Source organism: Neptuniibacter sp. UBA6509 (assembly GCA_002435145.1).
Taxonomy (GTDB): Bacteria; Pseudomonadota; Gammaproteobacteria; order Pseudomonadales; family Balneatricaceae; genus Neptuniibacter.
This window is the reverse complement of record DJLT01000121.1, coordinates 19,561-37,584: the sequence shown is the minus strand read 5'-3', so window position 1 is coordinate 37,584 and position 18,024 is coordinate 19,561. Positions and strand designations below refer to the sequence as shown.

The following is an 18,024-nucleotide window of genomic DNA, read 5'->3' as shown; positions in this document are numbered from 1 at the left end:
ACCCTGTACCAAAATCATCCATCGACAAACCTATTCCATAATCAGACAGTTCATCTAAATAGCTACAGATCTTACTTGTTTCTTTCAGCATCACGCCTTCTGTCACTTCAATAGTGAAATCATTGCTTGGGACATTACTTTCTTCTAGCGCTTGTTTAATTTTAGAAATAATCTTTTCATCTCTAAATTGAATAGGGGATATGTTAATAGCCATGTTAAAGCTCTCCCCTTTTATCTGACATAACTCCCTCTGAACACGCAGAGCTTCAGACAATACAAAATACCCTATAGGTATTATTAGACCGGTCTGTTCCGCAATAGAAATAAACTCTTCAGGAGAAATCGCACCGAGCTGTGGATGGTTCCAACGCAGAAGAGCTTCAGCCCCAATGATTTCATTTTTTTCCAAATTAACTACAGGCTGAAAATTCAGGGTTAATTCGCCTCGCCCTATAACCCCATGTAATTGCTCCTCTATGAGCAAACGCCTAGAGCTCCCTAAATTCATTTCCGGAGAAAAGAAATTGGAAAAATTCCGCCCCTCTTTTTTTGAGTGATACATGGCAACATCAGCATTACGTAATAAATCTGTAGGGCTATTTCCATCCTCTGGGTAGACAGAAATGCCTATACTGGCCGTTAGCATTAAAGACCTTTCACCCAGGTAAAACACCTTACGGAAGCTCTTCAGTATTTTGGTCGCGAGCACCTGAACATCTGATATGGTTTTGAAATCTTTAACCAAAATAACAAACTCATCACCCCCTAAGCGGCCTAAAATATCGCTACGACGCATGATGGATTTCAATCTATCGGCACATTTAACAAGCAATTCATCTCCAACTACATGCCCCAAATTATCATTAACCTTTTTAAACTCATCTAAATCTAAAAAGAATACGGCGACTTTATTTTTAGACCTTTCGGCTTCTTCTAGTAATAATTTCAATCTATCTAATGATAAAAAACGATTAGGAAGACCTGTTAGATAATCAAAGTTTGCTTGGTGTAAAATTTTCTTTTCTTGCTCTTTTTGACAGCTAATATCTTGAAGAATTTCAACGGCACCAATAACCTTTCCGTGGTCGTCATATAAGGCGACAGCCGTAAAAAGCAGCCAACATCCCCCCAGCAAATTAGGAAAATAGTCTTCCACTTCATACGCACCAGGGGCTACAGACGAACGACGAACACTTTTCCCGTAATGATCTTTCAGAGTGTTTTCAAATACATTATCAAGAATTAAATCAGCAAGAACAGGACGAGGATTTGAATAGAATCCCCTCCAAGCGGTGGTGCCTACCATGTCACTTTCGCTGAGCCCTGAAAGCAGTTCACAGCTTCTATTCCAGTGCGTGACATTATGATTTTCATCGATCGAAAAGCTAGCAATAGGGCTACGGTCAACAATCTGTTTACAATACTTTTTGGCTTTTTCGAGTGCTAATTGAGCTTCATAGAGTTGAGTTATATTACTTCCAACTCCCCTATAACCAGCAAACGCCCCATTATCATTAAAATAAGGAACACCACTTACCGATACGTACTGAATATCATTATTTTCATCTCTAATTTGATATTGAAAATCTGTAAATTTCTCATGCTTTTTACAACAACGAATATGCTCATCAATATCGCTAGGTGGGACTGCAACAATATCTAACTCCCAACGACGATTTCCCATCAACTCATTATCTATACCGTAAAGGCGTTTTAAATTTTGTCCCGAGAATTGGTTAAACCTGAAATCGGCATCTTGCTCCCAAAACCAATCAGATGAAAGTTCTGAAAAAACAGTTAAGCGTTCAACTTCAAATTCTAAATCTTCTATTGGTTTATCCACTGAGAACCTTCAATAAATATTAATCACGTAGATTAAAAAATGTTATAAGCCAAAAACTCTATTAAAACTCAAAGTTAGAAAGCAAGAATCATTCCCCTAGTATGCCCAAGATTAAAAACGTGTAGATTGTGATATGAGACAGAATAAGTGCCAATACGATATGCAACATATGCTTAAAAAACACGACATATGCTGCAAAAATAGAAACTGCAACGATAAATTGGGTATATAGAGATCATCATTCAAACCAAGATACTAAAACTAGGCTTTAACTATGCCCAGTAAAAGTAAATCAACCTGAATTATCTAATGCACAGTAGATAGCAATATCCTCGTATTTAAAGAAACACAACCTACCCTACTTCTAATAAATAGAACCTTTCTGCCTCAATTCAGAGAATAAATTTAAAACTTAACTATTTAATGATATAGATAGACCCTACTAAAAATAACAGCATAGTTTCTAGGGATTCTTCTCGTGATATCGAAACAAGCACTTCTTCCATTTATCCTCTCCCTTTTCATGCTGGTATTCAGTGCAGTTTCTCAAGCGAATGAGATAGTTTTAACGCAAGAAGAAAAAACGTGGCTTTTGAACCATCAGGAAGTACGTGTCCATAACGAGGTTAGCTGGGGCCCCTTCAATTACCATGAATTTGGCCGCCCAAAGGGTTATTCCATTGAATTCATGAACCTACTTGCAGCAAAGTTAGATATTGAAATCAAGTATGTAACAGGCCCAACTTGGGGTGAATTCCTCAATATGCTAGACCATAAAGAACTCGATGTGATGCTTAATATCATCAAGACAGAGGATCGCAGCAAATACATTTTGTTTACAGACCCTTATGTTAACAACCCCTCAGGTATTGTTGTGCGTGATGATAACCGCACTGTACGTGACCTCAGAGACTTAAATGGCCGTGTTCTGGCGATCCCCAAAGGCTTCTTCTACCAAGAGATTATCGAAAAACACTTTCCCGGCATTCAATTGCTGCTTTTAAAAGATCAGGTCGATAGCCTTAAAGCTGTCGCATTTGGACGAGCTGATGCAACAATGGGAGGTATCGCCGTCCAAAATCATCTTATCCGTAAACACTTAATGAGCAATCTCAAAGTGGTGGGCGGTATAGATGATCCTCGTTTTGCTAATTTATTGCGTCTAGGTGTACGTGAAGACTGGCCAATTTTCCGTTCTATTTTACAGAAAGCAATTGAATCAGTGACTAAAGAAGAGAGGGATAGACTAAATCGCAGGTGGCTTGAAGGCGGGTTGCAACGGACGCAGGCATTACACCTCGATAAGGAGGAGCAAGAGTTTCTATCTTCACATCCCGTTCTCCGCGTTCACAATGAGATGGCTTGGCCCCCTTTCAACTATAACGAACAAGGGAAACCTAAAGGTTTTTCTATTGATGTAATGAACCTGATTGCTAAGAAAACGGGATTCCGCATCCAATATATCAGCGGTCCAAATTGGAGTGATTTCTTAGAAATGTCCAAAGAACGTAAATTGGATATGATGCTTAATATTGTTAATACCGCAGAACGTCGAAATTATATCCGTTTTACTAGGCCCTACGCAGTTAACCCTAATGTGATTGTGAGCAAAAAAGGCACAAAATATGAATCAATAGAGAGCCTTTTTGATAAAACTGTGGCTATCCCAAAGGGCTTTTTTTATGAAGAGATCCTTACCAATGAATATCCTCAAGTTAAACTCCACCTTGTTACGGATGCATTAGAAAGCCTTAAGGCAATCTCAATTGGTAAGGCTGATGCAGCTCTAGGGGAAGCGGCTGTATTTAATCACTTAATCGCTAAAAACCTGATGAATGACCTTACGGTATCTGGCGAAGTGGATGTTGGAAAACCTGATTTAGCAAACCTCCGTATAGGTGTTCGATCCGATTGGCCAATTTTACAACGTATAATGGATCGTGCGATAGAATCCCTCACTCGGGATGAGGTAGCCTCTATTTCACAACGTTGGATGGGCAATGAAAACTATATAGCCCGGCCAGGAAGCGGCCTAAGTCTTACGGCTACTGAGAAAAACTACCTAGAAAAGCAGCCTGGTATCACCTTTTGCGCAAACCCTGATTGGATGCCTTTAGAACAGATCGGTCCTGGGGGGCGTCACGATGGCATGGTTGCAGACTACCTAAACCTGATGGCTGACCGCATCGGTATTGGCATGACGATGCTTCCAACAGAAAACAGCCAACAGTCTTTAGAATATGCTCAGAACCGTCGCTGCGACATCATGTCAGCTGCATTTGAAACACCAGAAGCCACCCGTCAATTAAATTTCACTAAACCCTACCTTCGCCTTCCTCTAGTGATTGCGATACAGGAAGATTCTCTTTTTGTAGATGGCCTTAAATCCTTAAAAGACAAAACCGTCGGTGTACCAAAAGGCTATGGCTTACTTAATAAGTTCAAACAAGATTATCCAAGCCTAAATATAATTGAGGTCGATAATGTCGCCGATGGCTTGCGCATTGTCGAGGAGGGAAGAATTTTTGGTTTGATCGGTGCTATTGCGCCTGTAGGCCATGCCATACGCAAACACCGTTTCCTCAATCTAAAAATCGGCGGTCGATTAGATGAAGACTGGAAGCTTGCAGTTGCCATCCGTAATGACAGTCCCGAATTACTCTCCATGTTTAATAAGGCGACAGACTATATAACTGAAGAAGAGCACTCTAAAGTATTCCAACGTTGGGTATCCGTAAAATTTGAGCATGACACTAATTATGATCTGATATGGAAGCTCATTTTTGCGGCCATCATTATCATCACCGCAATCACGCTATGGAACTGGAAACTATCCCGACTAAATAAAAAGCTAAAGCTTGAGATAGGACTACGAGAAACTGCTGAAACACAGCTTCAAATATTAAACGAAACGCTGAACAGCAAAAATGATGAGCTATCGATTCTATCTACAACCGATGCTCTAACAGGCTTAAACAATCGGTTGCATATAGAAACTCTACTTGAGGAAGAATTATTCCGCCTTCAGCAATTTAAACAGCCCTTAACTATTCTGCTATTGGATGTTGACCTATTCAAAAAAATTAATGACCAACACGGCCACCTCTGTGGCGACAGCGTCTTAAAACAATTTGCCCAGATCATAGTTGATAACACCCGTAAGACCGACAAAATAGGCCGCTGGGGAGGTGAAGAATTTATGATTCTACTACCTGAAACCAACGCAAAAATGGCCTACCGTCTCGCAGAGAAATTACGTACGGCCATAGCCGCAGAGTTATTTGAAGAAGTAGATCAAGTTACTGCGAGTTTCGGGTTAGCAGAGGCGACAGAAGATCAATCATCTAGAGAGCTAATCAAAAAGGCCGATAGCGCACTTTACCAAGCAAAAGATCAAGGGCGTAATTGCGTTGTAGGGGAAGAAAAGGCTCTCCCAAGTTAATGAGAAGCACAGCTTCAAAGCGAGGTGATAAGCCAATAAATTTAAATACAGTGTGAACTTTTGAGAAGCAATACCAAGGCAGTGTTCAGCTCATCAGTAGATGAGCTCACGGATGTTTCAGTTTACGATCTGATACCGCCGGATTAGACACCTCTATTAATTGAACAGGTGCCAACAGATGGGTCAAACAAGAACATATTTAATGTACTGGCCCGACCAGCGTTGTCATAACCACGGTGACGCCCAAAATAGTCACCCCGATTAGGGAACCTGCGATTAAGTCCCGTATTTTAGGTGTTGAAACCCGTGAACCACATGACTACCTAGCAACACGATCATGTAATTTCGGACAAGGTTATTTCTATAGTAAGCCCGTTCCATACAATGTTTTTACCGAACTATTAAGCGACGATTATAAAATATCACCATCCTAAATGGCTTCATTGACCCTGATTTAGATAGGTATTAATCCCCCTATATATTGCTTCCTACCGAACTTTCGTTTTGCCATATACCAAACGGCCTAAGAAACCTGTACATTCAAATGGACCTGATACCCATTTGTTAACAATAACCCTCTAAACATCACCAGTCCGGAGCCATAAAATGGGTTCAATCCCGCTTTTATTTCTACTTATTGTGAGCCTGTTTACGAGTGATGTTGACGCAGAAGAGATCAATGTCGCTGTCGCTTCAAATTTTACAGCGCCTATGAAGAGTATTGCAGCTGCATTTGAAAACAGGACTGGTCATAAGGTTAAACTCTCTTTCGGTGCATCAGGAAAATTTTATGCCCAGATAAGATACGGGGCCCCCTTTCAAGTATTTTTTTCCGCAGACCAAGCAAAACCAAAACAACTTGAAGATGACAACCTGATTGTACCCGGCAGCCGCTTTACCTATGCCGTTGGCGCCTTAGCACTCTGGTCGGCCCAACCTAACTTTATTAACAATGATGCTTCTACGTTAAAAAGTAAGGATGTAAGAAAAATTGCTTTAGCTAATCCCAAATTAGCACCTTATGGCGCTGCTGCAATTGAAGTACTCACCCACTTAGATTTACACGAATCAACTAAAGGTAAATGGGTTAAAGGTGAAAACATCGCACAAACGTATCAATTTATTAGCACCCATAATGCCGAGCTAGGCTTTGTTTCTCTGTCGCAGATTTTACGAGAAGGAAAACTCCTTAACGGCTCTGTTTGGATCATTCCAACAGCTCTCTATAGCCCGATAAAACAAGACGCTGTGCTGCTACAAAAAGGGAAAGATAGTGAAGCCGCACAAAATTTGCTAAATTTCATGCGTAGTGAAGATGCTATAAAAATTATTGCATCGTTCGGTTACGCACCATCGACTCACGCTCTGACAACTAAAGCCGCTCAATAATGACTTTTACTGAAGCTGATATCTCAGCAATATGGCTCACCTTACGTTTAGCCACCACAGTCACACTGCTCTTATTAGTGATAGGTACACCAATCGCGTGGTGGCTGGCACGTACACGTTCCTTTTGGAAAGCCCCTGTCGCAGCGATTGTTGCCTTACCACTCGTGTTACCGCCTACTGTGCTTGGTTTCTATCTATTGATCGTCATGGGGCCTAGTGGATTTATAGGTCAAATAACACATAGCCTTGGCTTAGGTACCCTACCCTTTACATTTTGGGGGCTTGTCATCGCATCGGTTTTTTACTCTATGCCATTTGTCGTCCAACCGATTCAAAACTCCATGGAAGCGATAGGTACACGCCCATTAGAAGCCGCTGCAACTCTTAGAGCAGGGCCACTTGATAGTTTTTTTACAGTCGTGATCCCCTTAGCTAAACCGGGCTTTATTACCGCCTCAATTCTAGGCTTTGCACATACAGTAGGGGAGTTTGGTATCGTGTTAATGATAGGCGGTAATATACCGGATGAAACACGGGTTATCTCAGTACAAATCTATGACCATGTGGAAGCATTAGAGTTTTCCCAAGCCCACTCGCTATCAGGGGCGATGGTGATTTTCTCTTTTAGCGTATTACTATGCCTTTACTGGTTCCAACGCAAGCACTCGGCGTTTACGCCACGTGCCATTCATTCATCAGCTAAGGATTAAACTCTATGCAAAGTACACCTAGCACTGATGAAAAGAGTATCCACGCAGCCTTTCAGTTAAACCACCATAATGATAAATCAAAAGGTTTTACTCTGGATGTAGACATAACCCTTCCGGGTAAAGGTATTACTGCTGTTTTTGGTCATTCTGGATCGGGAAAAACGACTCTTTTGCGCTGTATTGCAGGCTTAGAAAATCCGAGTCATGGCCATTTCACCATTAATGGCGACACTTGGCAGAACGATTCCATTTTTATTCCCACGCATAAACGATCTTTAGGTTATGTATTCCAAGAAGCGAGCCTGTTTTCTCACTTAACCGCTGAGGGCAACCTTAATTACGCACGTAAGCGTTCCGATAAAAGAGTCAGTACCGATCTCTATAACCTTGCGATTGATATCATGGGTATCCAAGATATCCTGCAACATTACCCTCACCAACTTTCCGGTGGCGAAAGGCAACGCGTCGCCATTGCGCGAGCTATATTAATCCAACCTCGCCTTCTACTGTTAGATGAACCTTTAGCCTCGCTGGACCATGCACGTAAGCAAGAGATCTTGCCCTATCTAGAACGTTTAGGTTCAACCCTGGATATTCCTATTGTATTTGTCAGTCACTCTATCGATGAAGTCGCTCGCTTAGCCGACTACACAGTGGTTCTGAATAAGGGCTCGGTAATGGCGCATGGGACTCTGACCGATGTCTTTTCCCGTATCGATCTGCCTTTTGGGTTTGGTGATGATACCGGTGTTGTTCTACAAGGAGAGGTCAGTGAGCGTGACCCTGAATGGCACTTATCACGAATCGCTTTTTCAGGGGGAGAATTATGGGTGCGCGATCGGGGGGACGATCTACATCAATCCGTCCGAGTACGCATACTGGCTAAAGATGTCAGTCTGGCATTAACCCCCAATGAGAATTCCAGTATCTTAAATAAACTGGAAGCTCAGGTTACAGATATAGGCCCTGACAGTGACGAAGCGATGTCCCTGATTCGTTTAAAAGTAGGCTCTGAATATATCATCGCACGACTCACCCGACGCTCAGTTGCCCATTTAGAGCTCACACTTGGAAAAACGGTTTGGGCGCAAATTAAGTCCGTCGCGATAGCTCGATAGCCGTAACAAACTGCGAGCATCGTTTGCATATAAACACTCAGAAGAGACAGCCCTAAACGCGCAGCCCGCCGTCCATCTCCACAATTCGACCCGTAAAATATTCATTTTCAATAATGTATTGCAACGTGTGTGCGATCTCTTCAGCCTGTCCTAGCCTTTGTAAGGGCACAGCGGCTTTCATTCGGTCAAGCGACTCCGGTTTCATCTGCGCCACCATATCGGTTTCTATCGCTCCGGGAGCGATACCTGCGACACGAATACCATACCTTGCCAGCTCCCCCGCCCAACTAGTCACCATTGTTGCAACAGCCGATTTAGTCGCTGAATAATTGGTTTGTCCTATATTTCCAGCACGCGACACGGAAGAGATATTAACAATAATGCCCTCTTTCGCCTGAACCGCCATAATTCCCGCGCACTCACGGGCACATAAAAATGTCCCTGTCATATTCACATCAACAACAGACTGAAACTGAGCCAAACTCATCTTTCCTTCTAACACACCTTTTTTGACTTTGATTAATAACCCGTCATTCATAATGCCCGCATTATTCACTAAACCATGAATTGCACCAAAGTCTGCTTTAACCTTCCTAAATGTCCGTTCTACAGCGGTCTCATCCGTAATGTCACACACATAGCTTCGTGCTGTTCCACCTAGTTGATTGCAACGAACAACCACCGTTTTCAAACTATCTGACTCCAGATCGATCAGTGCTAACTGTGCACCTTGCTTCGCTAGACATTCAGCCATAGCGCTGCCTAATCCACCGGCACCACCGGTAATCACAAAAACATGTTGTCGTATTTGCATCTGACTAAACCTCTCTGTGATTTGATGATATTGAGCCTTCAGTAGTTAACTCAAATAAGAGCCCTCAGCTGTAAATGAAACAAGAGCCATCAGCGATTAAATACAAAAAGCCATCAGCTGGCATTTAAATAAAACTAAAGCCCCTTCAGCGGATGAACCTCCCAAGGTGATTTAAAGAACTGATCAACATATGCTGGATCAACATCTTCTAAGGATTTATATTTCCAATCGGGTGCTCCATCTTTGTCCACTAACAGCGCTCTCACGCCTTCTGGAAACTCGGGATGACGACAGCTCTGAACCGATAAGATAGCCTCCGCACAAAAAACCTCTTTTAAAGATATCTGTTTAGTAATCTTTAACTGACGGAAAATCAAATGGAGCGCCAACGGGCTGCCATGCTTAATTGCTTTTTGAGAACGTAGGATCCATCTATCATCACTTTGAGCACTTAATAACGCTTCAATAATTTCACTGACTGTATCTTGGTCAGTCACCTGCTGAATAAAGTCAAAGTGATCCTTTACCGGCGAGTCCTCTTTAAACTGCCCTTGGGATTCGCTTTCTAATTGGCTCAGAACCCCACTCACAACGCTTTCCGGATCTGAAGACCAAGAGGCCTTCTGCATACGCTCTAACAACAGAGCATAAGAATCTGCACTAACAAAATAATCTGCTAACCCCAGAAAAAGAGCATCAGCCGCATAGATTGGATTACCCGTCATACCTAAAAACAGGCCCGTTCTGCCTGGCATGCGGTTAAGAAACCAGCTTCCACCCACATCTGGGTATAAACCGATAGTGACTTCCGGCATTGCTAGATGTGACGTTTGCGTCACTACTCGGTGACTACAACCGTTCATCAACCCCATTCCGCCGCCCATAACGATGCCGCTACCCCAACAGATTATCGGCTTTGGATAAGTATGCAGCGTATAATCAAGGGTATATTCACGGGTAAAAAACGCTTCAGGTAAGGATGAATTAGGATCGTCGGTAATTGCTTTATACAAGCCAACAACATCACCACCCGCACAAAACGCTTTTGTGCCTACACTGTCTAAAATAATCGCTACAATCCGATTATCCGTTTTATATTGATCAAGCTTCGGCTGAATAAGATCGATCATCTCAAGCGTTAAGGCATTAAGTGTACGCTCAGCGTTAAGACGAATTTCTACAATGACTTTGCCATCTTGGGTTGGATATTCCTGAAACAACACACAGCTCATTATCAATCCTGTCTAAAAAATAAAGATATAAAAAGGCTTAAAGCACACCATAGCGATGAATCACTTGTTCTTCCATTGTGGGGTTCGCTTATTCAAAAAAGCATTTACCCCCTCTTTTTGGTCTTCTGTTTGAAATAGATCGACAAACAGTTCACGTTCCAATCTATAGCCAGATTCCCAATGCTGACTTCGATTATTCTGAATCAGCTGTTTACACGCAGCGACCGCAGTGGGGCTCTGTTGTTCGACACGTTTAGCGAGCTCAATCGCCTTACTTTTAGCCTGACCTTTGGAAACTAACTCCTCTACTAGTCCGATCTCTTTAGCTAAAACAGCATTCACAGTTTCACCACAAAGAATCATCCGCTTTGTCCAACCTTCACCCACCAGCATGGTCAAATTCTGTGTCCCTCCGGCACAAGGGAGAAGTCCTACTTTAGCTTCAGGTAACGCCATCTCCGCTTGCTCTTCGGCAACACGTAGATCACACGCTAAAGCGACCTCCAAGCCGCCCCCCATCGCATAACCATTAATTGCAGCAATGGAAACACCTCGAAATTGCGCAAGCGCTTCAAATGCTTCACCAAAATAACGCGCCATATCCCTTGCGACTAAACGATCACCATCAGCAAATAACTTTAGATCAGCACCCGCTGAAAAAAACTTTTCTTCTTGCGAACAGATCACTAAAGCATACACAGTTTCGTCTTTATTTAGCTGCGCAATAATGGCCGTTAATTGCTTTAAGCTTTCAGCAGTCCAAGTATTTGCCGGTGGATTATTGAGCGTGAGTATCGCCGTATTTCCCTGTTTACTCAGCAGTAATGGATCGATCATATCCACTCTCCATATTCAATCATTAATGTAGACGATAGACTGAACCTAAAAGCGCAGCGATTAAGCTATTTCAGTCGATTATAGAAGATCCACCGTATCACTCATTAAGAGCCGTCGGGCAATAATAATCCGCATAATTTCATTAGTGCCCTCAAGAATACGGTGCACCCTGCTATCGCGTAGATAACGCTCGAGGGGGTAATCTTTGATATACCCATTGCCACCAAAAATCTGTAACGCTTCATCCGCCACCTTAAAACCAATATCTGTTGCAAAACGTTTAGCCATTGCGCAATAAGTGGTTTTATCAGGATGATCTATATCCAGTTTAGCCGCTGCCATACGCACTAACTGACGCGCAGCAACAAGCTCAGTTGCCATATCTGCGATTTTAAACTGTAGAGCCTGAAAATTAGCTAAAGGTTGCCCAAACTGCGATCTTTCAAGTAAGTACTTACTTGCATGATTGAGTGCAGCTTGTGCCGTGCCTATAGAACATGTCGCAATATTAATGCGTCCCCCATCAAGACCTTGCATCGCAATTTTGAAGCCTTCTCCTTTACTACCAAGCAAAGCAGTTGCGGGCACTTTTACATTTTCAAATGTAACGGTACGAGTAGGCTGACTTCGCCAGCCCATCTTCCTCTCTTTTCGTCCATAAATAATGCCTTCTGATTTCGCATCGACCGCAAACGCAGAAATGCCTTTCGCGCCTTCTCCACCCGTTCGCGCCATCACGACCAAGAGATCAGAACTTCCTGCCCCTGAGATAAAAGCTTTACTACCATTGAGAACATAGTGATTGCCATGTAAACGCGCACGGGTTTTAAGCGATGCAGCATCGGAACCTGCTTCAGATTCAGTTAGACAATATGAAGCTAATGCCTCTCCTTGAGAGAGTTTCTGGCACCACTGCTTACGTATTGTTTTTTCAGCAAATGTGGCAATGATCCAGACGACCATATTCTGGACGGTTAAATAAGCTGTGGTTGAGGTGCAGCCCATTGCCAGTTGTTCAAAAATCAAACTAGCATCAAGACGACTCAGTCCAAGTCCGCCCGCTTTCTCCGGAACATACAAACCGCAGAAACCTAACTCACCTGCCTTTCTAACTATATCGCTAGGAAAAACCTCTTCCTGATCCCAAGCCGCAGCGTTGGGTAGCAACTCTTTATCCGAGAATTCACGCGCTAGATTTACAAAAGCGATCTGATCTTCACTTAATTCAAAGTCCATAGAGGCCTCCAAATATTGTTCTTTGACGCAGCTGTGTATAAAGGTGATCCTAGACTGTACTCTTAATCGAAAAAGCGTAGTGCATAACTTTATTCACCGTAAATTATTAACAACAAGACGATTGGCATAACTGTTTTATCCACAGCACTATTTTTTTCTATTCAACTTATTCTGCACAGCTCCCTAATTTTTACCTTGTGGATAACTTATTTATACTCGCTCAACGGTGAGAGCTGTCGCTTCTCCTCCACCAATACACACCGCAGCCAAACCTTTCTGTAGGCCTTTCTCCTCTAAGGCATGCAGTAAGGTGACAATAATTCGCGCTCCGCTGGCTCCAATAGGGTGCCCTAAAGCACATGCACCACCATGCACATTTACGCGTTTCCGATCTAAGCCAAGCGTATTAATAACCAACAACACCGTTGCCGCAAACGCTTCATTAATCTCATATAGATCCACATCATCCAGAGTCCAAGCAGAGGCCATCAGTACCTTTTCAATCGCAGCAACAACAGCCTCAGGAAACTCCGCTGGCAGCTGAGCATGAGTAGCATGTGCCACAATCCTCACCAGAGGATCTAGACCTCTCCTCTTAGCTTCGGACTCGCGCATCAGGATTAATGCCGCCGCTCCATCTGAGATAGAGCTAGAATTTGCAGCCGTCAGAGTTCCGCTTTCCTTAAATACCGCTTTCAAATGTCGAATCATTTCCACATCGGCTTTCGGAGGCAGCTCATCTCTGTCTACAACAATTTCACCGACCTTAAGCGAAGATATTTCCGCATCAAACGCCCCAGACTGTGACGCGGTTATCGCTCTGCTCAATGAGGCAATAGCGAAATCATCCATCTCAACTCGGCCAATTTGATGTTTGTCTGCACACTCCTGCGCAAGCTCTCCCATTAAACGACCGTCGTAAGCATCCTCAAGACCATCCACAAACATATGATCCAACATCTCTGCATGGCCTAAACGTAAACCTTTACGTGCTTTTGCTAACAAATGAGGCGCCTGGCTCATGCTCTCCATACCGCCTGCAACCATAATATTGGCAGAGCCCGCCATCAGTTGATCATGGGCAAGCATGAGCGCTTTCATTCCTGATCCACACATTTTATTGACGGTGGTACAGCCAACTTGATCGGGAAGCCCAGCTAGACGAGAGGCTTGTCTTGCAGGTGCTTGGCCTAAGCCAGCAGATAAGACACAACCCATTAGAACTTCATCAATTTCTACCTTTTCAATAGCAGCCTGATTAATGGCGCCAGAGATTGCCGCAGCCCCTAAATAAGGCGCACTCACATAACTTAAACACCCCATAAGCTTCCCTATAGGTGTACGTTTTGCACTCACAATAACGACAGGATCTATGCACATAAAAACACCTACATGCCTTCATCTACACTCTGAAATCAAAAGATAAAAAACCTCTATTCAGAATGTTTATAAGCCTTATATAAATATATGCGGGGAACCAGAATTAGCAATAAAACAGCCAAAAAGGCACAGTAAGCACAAGCCAATTCAGCCCTATTTTTACACTATAAATAAACACATTAACTTAATACTAATCAATAGCTTACATGACCCAAACCAACAAAGATCTACGTCGATTTGCCCCCCGATCCCGCTTTACGAAAACCCAAAGCTAAACTAACCTGACATTATAAAAAATTATACGTAACACCTTACAGAGAACCGAGCAGGGCCTTTCTAACCATGACGCATATCCAGATGCCCCATCGGTAAGTTATAGGTATCCATATGATCTCACACTACTCAGGACTGAGCTTTGGACTAGGCGAAACGCTCGACATGTTAAGTGAGCAAGTAAATAGTTTTGCGAGCCGGCAAATAGCCCCACGCGCCGCTGAAATAGATCAAATAAATGAGTTTCCCAATGATCTATGGCGAGAGCTCGGAGATATGGGGCTCTTAGGTATTACGGTTGAAGAGCGTTACGGCGGCGTTGATATGGGGTATTTAGCGCACATCATCGTAATGGAGGAGATTAGCCGCGCTTCGGCCTCCGTAGGCTTATCATATGCTGCCCACTCAAACTTATGCGTTAATCAAATTCACAGAAATGGTAACCCCGATCAAAAAGCCAAATACCTACCTAAATTGATTAGTGGAGAGCATATTGGCGCCTTAGCAATGTCCGAACCCAATGCAGGCTCGGATGTTGTTTCCATGAAACTATATGCCCGTGACAACGGAGATCACTATCTCTTAAACGGGAATAAAATGTGGATTACCAACGGGCCTGACGCACACACTTATATTATCTACGCCAAAACCGATTTAGATGCGGGTTCGAAAGGGATCACTGCCTTTATTGTGGAGCGTGAAAGCCCCGGTTTTTCACGCCATCAAAAACTCGATAAATTGGGTATGCGCGGTTCCAATACCTGTGAATTAGTTTTTCAAGACTGCCCAGTGCCTAAAGAAAATATCTTAGGCGAGCTTCACGCTGGCGTAAAAGTACTGATGAGTGGCTTAGATTATGAGCGCCTTGTGCTAGCCGGTGGTCCTCTCGGCATTATGGCCGCAGCAATGGACCTTGCCGTGCCCTATATTCGTGACCGCAGCCAATTTGGAAAATCGATCGGAGAGTTTGAGCTGGTCCAAGGAAAAATTGCTGATATGTACACCCAGATGAATGCCTGTAAATCTTACACCTACGCGGTTGCACACGCCGTTATGCGAGGTGAAGTAAGCCGTAAAGACTGTGCAGGGGTACTTCTCTATACAGGTGAAACCGCCACTAAAATTGCTTTAGATACTATTCAGCTATTGGGCGGTAACGGCTATATAAATGAATTTCCCAGTGGCCGATTGCTACGTGATGCCAAGCTCTATGAGATTGGGGCGGGAACCTCAGAGATTCGCCGGATGCTAATTGGTCGCGAGTTATTCCTTAACCAATAACCTTTTGATTAGCTTCCCTACAAATTAGCTTAGGAGGTCGTATGTTAGGAGAGATTCATGACGGTTATTAAAAGTAAAATAAACCTAGGTTCATCCGCTTTTGATAGCAATCATGAAGCGATGAATCATGCCGTCTGCGATCTTCAGAACAAAATCGAACATATTAAACAAGGAGGTGGATCCAAGAACCAAGCACTGCATCAATCAAGAGGTAAACTACTCGCCAGAGAGCGTATCAATAAGCTGCTTGATCCCCTTTCACCTTTTATGGAGATATCTCAACTCGCTGCTTATAAGGTGTATGAAGACCATATTCCCGCAGCGGGCGTTATCGCAGGAATCGGCCCAGTCTGCGGACAAGAGTGCATGATCATTGCAAACGATGCGACCGTTAAAGGGGGTACTTACTTCCCTCTAACCGTTAAAAAGCATCTCCGCGCACAGGAGATTGCTGAGCAAAATCATCTACCTTGTATCTATCTAGTCGACTCCGGAGGCGCTAATCTGCCTCAACAAGATCAGGTTTTCCCTGACCGCGACCACTTTGGACGTATTTTCTACAACCAAGCGCGCATGTCTTCCCAAGGGATCCCCCAAATTGCCGTTGTAATGGGGCTCTGTACGGCGGGGGGTGCCTATGTACCCGCAATGGCAGATGAATCCATTATCGTGCGCAACCAAGGTACTGTTTTTTTAGCCGGGCCACCCCTTGTGAAAGCGGCGACCGGTGAGATTGTTACCGCAGAAGAGCTTGGCGGGGCCGACGTGCACTGCAAAACATCGGGGGTCGCTGACCACTACGCTGAAAATGATGAACATGCTCTGGAAATAGCCCGCAGCTGTATTGCTAATCTCAATCGAAAAAAACAGCTCACTCTTGCTACCAAAAAACCACTTCCCCCTTTATATCCAGCCGATGAGATCTACGGCATTGTCGGCACCGATCTTAAAAAAACTTACGATGTCCGTGAAGTAATCGCCCGTCTTGTCGATGGTTCTGAATTCGATGAGTTTAAAGCGCTGTTTGGTACAACTCTAGTGACAGGCTTCGCTCATCTCTGTGGCTACCCTATCGGCATCATCGCCAATAATGGGGTTCTCTTCAGTGACTCTGCCCAAAAAGGCGCTCACTTTATTGAGCTCTGTTGCCAACGAAAAATACCGCTGCTGTTTTTACAAAATATCACCGGTTTTATGGTCGGGAAAAAACATGAAGCACAAGGGATTGCCAAACATGGAGCAAAACTGGTGTCAGCCGTTGCTTGTGCAAATGTACCGAAAGTGACGGTCCTTATTGGCGGCTCTTTTGGTGCAGGGAACTACGGTATGTGTGGACGTGCTTACAATCCAAATTTCTTATGGATGTGGCCAAACGCCCGTATCTCCGTGATGGGCGGCGAGCAAGCCGCTGGTGTTTTAGCCACAGTAAAACGTGACAGTATGGAGCGCCAAGGCATCACATGGCCGGACGATGAAGAACAGAAATTTAAGCAGGATACGATTGCAGATTATGAACACCAAGGGCATCCCTACTATGCAAGTGCCCGTTTATGGGATGACGGCATCATCGATCCGGCTCATACACGAGACATTATAGGTATGAGTTTATCCGCAGCACTGAATAAACCGATAGACGATACTCACTTCGGAATATTTAGAATGTAAGGAGAGGCAATGGAAAACTCGGTAGTCTTATTTTCTATAGGCGAAGATGGCGTCGCAGTACTGAGAATTAATCGCCCAGAGGTGCACAATGCCTTTGATGATCGTGTTATTGAAGCTTTAATAACGCACTTAGACACTTGCCATACGGACCCGCAAATAAAAGTGCTATTACTCTGTTCAGAAGGCAAGCACTTTTCATCGGGAGCTGACCTTGCATGGATGAAAAGGATGGCCGCTAGCAGCCATCAAGATAATCTCAACGACGCTAAGCGTCTAGCCTATTTGATGCAGCGCCTAAATACATTGGCAAAACCTACCCTCTGCCTTATTCAAGGTAACGCATATGGGGGAGCGATCGGATTAGCCGCATGCTGCGACATCGTTATCGCAACAGAATCGAGTTTATTCTGCCTCAGTGAAGTTAAAATAGGGCTTATTCCTGCGGTCATTAGCCCTTATGTTGTTCGTGCCATAGGCGAGCGCCAAGCACGGCGTTACTTTTTAACCGCAGAGCCCTTCAGTGCAATGCAAGCGGCGTCTTTTGGTTTAGTTCATGAAATTGTTGCGACACCGGAACTGTTTCATGAGAGCTATTCAAAAATCATCGGACACCTTCAACAAAACAGTCCTAAAGCGATACATGCCGCAAAAGAGCTCCTCGCCTCTGTCAGCCAACAAACAATTGATAAAGCGCTTATTCAAGATACTGTTATGCGTATTGCTGACATTCGAGTCAGTGATGAAGGGCAAGAGGGCCTAAACGCCTTTTTACAAAAGCGTTCACCCTCTTGGAAAGAGGAGTAG

Annotated in this window: 13 protein-coding genes; 7 read left to right on the top strand and 6 right to left on the bottom strand. The window is 43.7% G+C overall.

Going from position 1 to position 18,024, the window contains the following annotated elements; all coding sequences use genetic code 11:
* Positions 1 to 1,843, bottom strand: a 1,843-nt coding sequence (locus B4K11_RS16280) for a sensor domain-containing protein (RefSeq protein ID WP_292959462.1), incomplete at its 3' end; no start/stop codon positions are given.
* 478 nt (positions 1,844 to 2,321) lie between these two features.
* Here B4K11_RS16280 and B4K11_RS16275 point away from each other — a divergent pair.
* The 4 genes from B4K11_RS16275 to modC all read left to right on the top strand — a co-directional run bounded on the left by B4K11_RS16275 (position 2,322) and on the right by modC (position 8,502).
* Complete coding sequence (locus B4K11_RS16275; protein WP_292953731.1) at positions 2,322 to 5,285, top strand: transporter substrate-binding domain-containing diguanylate cyclase; 2,964 nt, start codon at positions 2,322 to 2,324, stop codon at positions 5,283 to 5,285.
* A 606-nt stretch (positions 5,286 to 5,891) separates the two neighbouring features.
* Positions 5,892 to 6,674: a molybdate ABC transporter substrate-binding protein gene (gene modA, locus B4K11_RS16270; RefSeq protein WP_292953729.1), complete on the top strand. Its 783-nt coding sequence runs from the start codon at positions 5,892 to 5,894 to the stop codon at positions 6,672 to 6,674.
* Complete coding sequence (gene modB / locus B4K11_RS16265) at positions 6,674 to 7,384, top strand: molybdate ABC transporter permease subunit (protein WP_292953727.1); 711 nt, start codon at positions 6,674 to 6,676, stop codon at positions 7,382 to 7,384. The genes modA and modB overlap by 1 nt, the downstream gene beginning before the upstream one ends.
* A gap of 5 nt (positions 7,385 to 7,389) precedes the next feature.
* Positions 7,390 to 8,502, top strand: coding sequence for a molybdenum ABC transporter ATP-binding protein (modC, locus tag B4K11_RS16260; protein ID WP_292953725.1), 1,113 nt, complete (start codon positions 7,390 to 7,392; stop codon positions 8,500 to 8,502).
* Positions 8,503 to 8,554: 52 nt separating this feature from the next.
* On the opposite strand, the gene B4K11_RS16255 is transcribed toward modC, so the two are convergent.
* The 5 genes from B4K11_RS16255 to B4K11_RS16235 all read right to left on the bottom strand — a co-directional run bounded on the left by B4K11_RS16255 (position 8,555) and on the right by B4K11_RS16235 (position 14,001).
* Positions 8,555 to 9,316, bottom strand: a complete 762-nt coding sequence (locus B4K11_RS16255; RefSeq protein WP_292953723.1) for an SDR family oxidoreductase — start codon at positions 9,314 to 9,316, stop codon at positions 8,555 to 8,557.
* A gap of 134 nt (positions 9,317 to 9,450) precedes the next feature.
* Positions 9,451 to 10,548, bottom strand: a complete 1,098-nt coding sequence (locus tag B4K11_RS16250) for an enoyl-CoA hydratase/isomerase family protein (RefSeq protein ID WP_292953721.1) — start codon at positions 10,546 to 10,548, stop codon at positions 9,451 to 9,453.
* Positions 10,549 to 10,608: 60 nt separating this feature from the next.
* Positions 10,609 to 11,385: an enoyl-CoA hydratase gene (locus B4K11_RS16245; protein WP_292953718.1), complete on the bottom strand. Its 777-nt coding sequence runs from the start codon at positions 11,383 to 11,385 to the stop codon at positions 10,609 to 10,611.
* Between the two features lie 78 nt (positions 11,386 to 11,463).
* A complete protein-coding gene (locus B4K11_RS16240) occupies positions 11,464 to 12,621 on the bottom strand; it encodes an acyl-CoA dehydrogenase family protein (protein WP_292953715.1) in 1,158 nt (385 codons plus the stop codon).
* Between the two features lie 210 nt (positions 12,622 to 12,831).
* Positions 12,832 to 14,001, bottom strand: coding sequence for a thiolase family protein (locus tag B4K11_RS16235; RefSeq protein WP_292953713.1), 1,170 nt, complete (start codon positions 13,999 to 14,001; stop codon positions 12,832 to 12,834).
* Between the two features lie 387 nt (positions 14,002 to 14,388).
* On the opposite strand from B4K11_RS16235, the gene B4K11_RS16230 reads away from it, so the two are divergent.
* Genes B4K11_RS16230 through B4K11_RS16220 form a run of 3 tightly spaced genes read left to right on the top strand, consistent with a single transcriptional unit; the run spans position 14,389 to position 18,024 of the window.
* Entirely contained in the window at positions 14,389 to 15,555 is a 1,167-nt protein-coding gene (locus B4K11_RS16230; RefSeq protein ID WP_292953710.1) for an isovaleryl-CoA dehydrogenase, read from the top strand.
* Between the two features lie 57 nt (positions 15,556 to 15,612).
* Positions 15,613 to 17,220: a carboxyl transferase domain-containing protein gene (locus B4K11_RS16225; RefSeq protein ID WP_292953707.1), complete on the top strand. Its 1,608-nt coding sequence runs from the start codon at positions 15,613 to 15,615 to the stop codon at positions 17,218 to 17,220.
* Positions 17,221 to 17,229: 9 nt separating this feature from the next.
* Positions 17,230 to 18,024: an enoyl-CoA hydratase-related protein gene (locus B4K11_RS16220; RefSeq protein WP_292953703.1), complete on the top strand. Its 795-nt coding sequence runs from the start codon at positions 17,230 to 17,232 to the stop codon at positions 18,022 to 18,024.

What these genes read in the sequence shown, in the direction of transcription:
- modA (WP_292953729.1), top strand. Translation starts at nt 5,892, where the DNA reads ATGGGTTCAATCCCGCTTTTATTTCTACTTATTGTGAGCCTGTTTACG.
- modB (WP_292953727.1), top strand. Translation starts at nt 6,674, where the DNA reads ATGACTTTTACTGAAGCTGATATCTCAGCAATATGGCTCACCTTACGT.
- modC (WP_292953725.1), top strand. Translation starts at nt 7,390, where the DNA reads ATGCAAAGTACACCTAGCACTGATGAAAAGAGTATCCACGCAGCCTTT.
- B4K11_RS16255 (WP_292953723.1), bottom strand. Translation starts at nt 9,316, where the DNA reads ATGCAAATACGACAACATGTTTTTGTGATTACCGGTGGTGCCGGTGGA.
- B4K11_RS16250 (WP_292953721.1), bottom strand. Translation starts at nt 10,548, where the DNA reads ATGAGCTGTGTGTTGTTTCAGGAATATCCAACCCAAGATGGCAAAGTC.
- B4K11_RS16245 (WP_292953718.1), bottom strand. Translation starts at nt 11,385, where the DNA reads ATGATCGATCCATTACTGCTGAGTAAACAGGGAAATACGGCGATACTC.
- B4K11_RS16240 (WP_292953715.1), bottom strand. Translation starts at nt 12,621, where the DNA reads ATGGACTTTGAATTAAGTGAAGATCAGATCGCTTTTGTAAATCTAGCG.
- B4K11_RS16235 (WP_292953713.1), bottom strand. Translation starts at nt 14,001, where the DNA reads ATGTGCATAGATCCTGTCGTTATTGTGAGTGCAAAACGTACACCTATA.
- B4K11_RS16230 (WP_292953710.1), top strand. Translation starts at nt 14,389, where the DNA reads ATGATCTCACACTACTCAGGACTGAGCTTTGGACTAGGCGAAACGCTC.
- B4K11_RS16225 (WP_292953707.1), top strand. Translation starts at nt 15,613, where the DNA reads ATGACGGTTATTAAAAGTAAAATAAACCTAGGTTCATCCGCTTTTGAT.
- B4K11_RS16220 (WP_292953703.1), top strand. Translation starts at nt 17,230, where the DNA reads ATGGAAAACTCGGTAGTCTTATTTTCTATAGGCGAAGATGGCGTCGCA.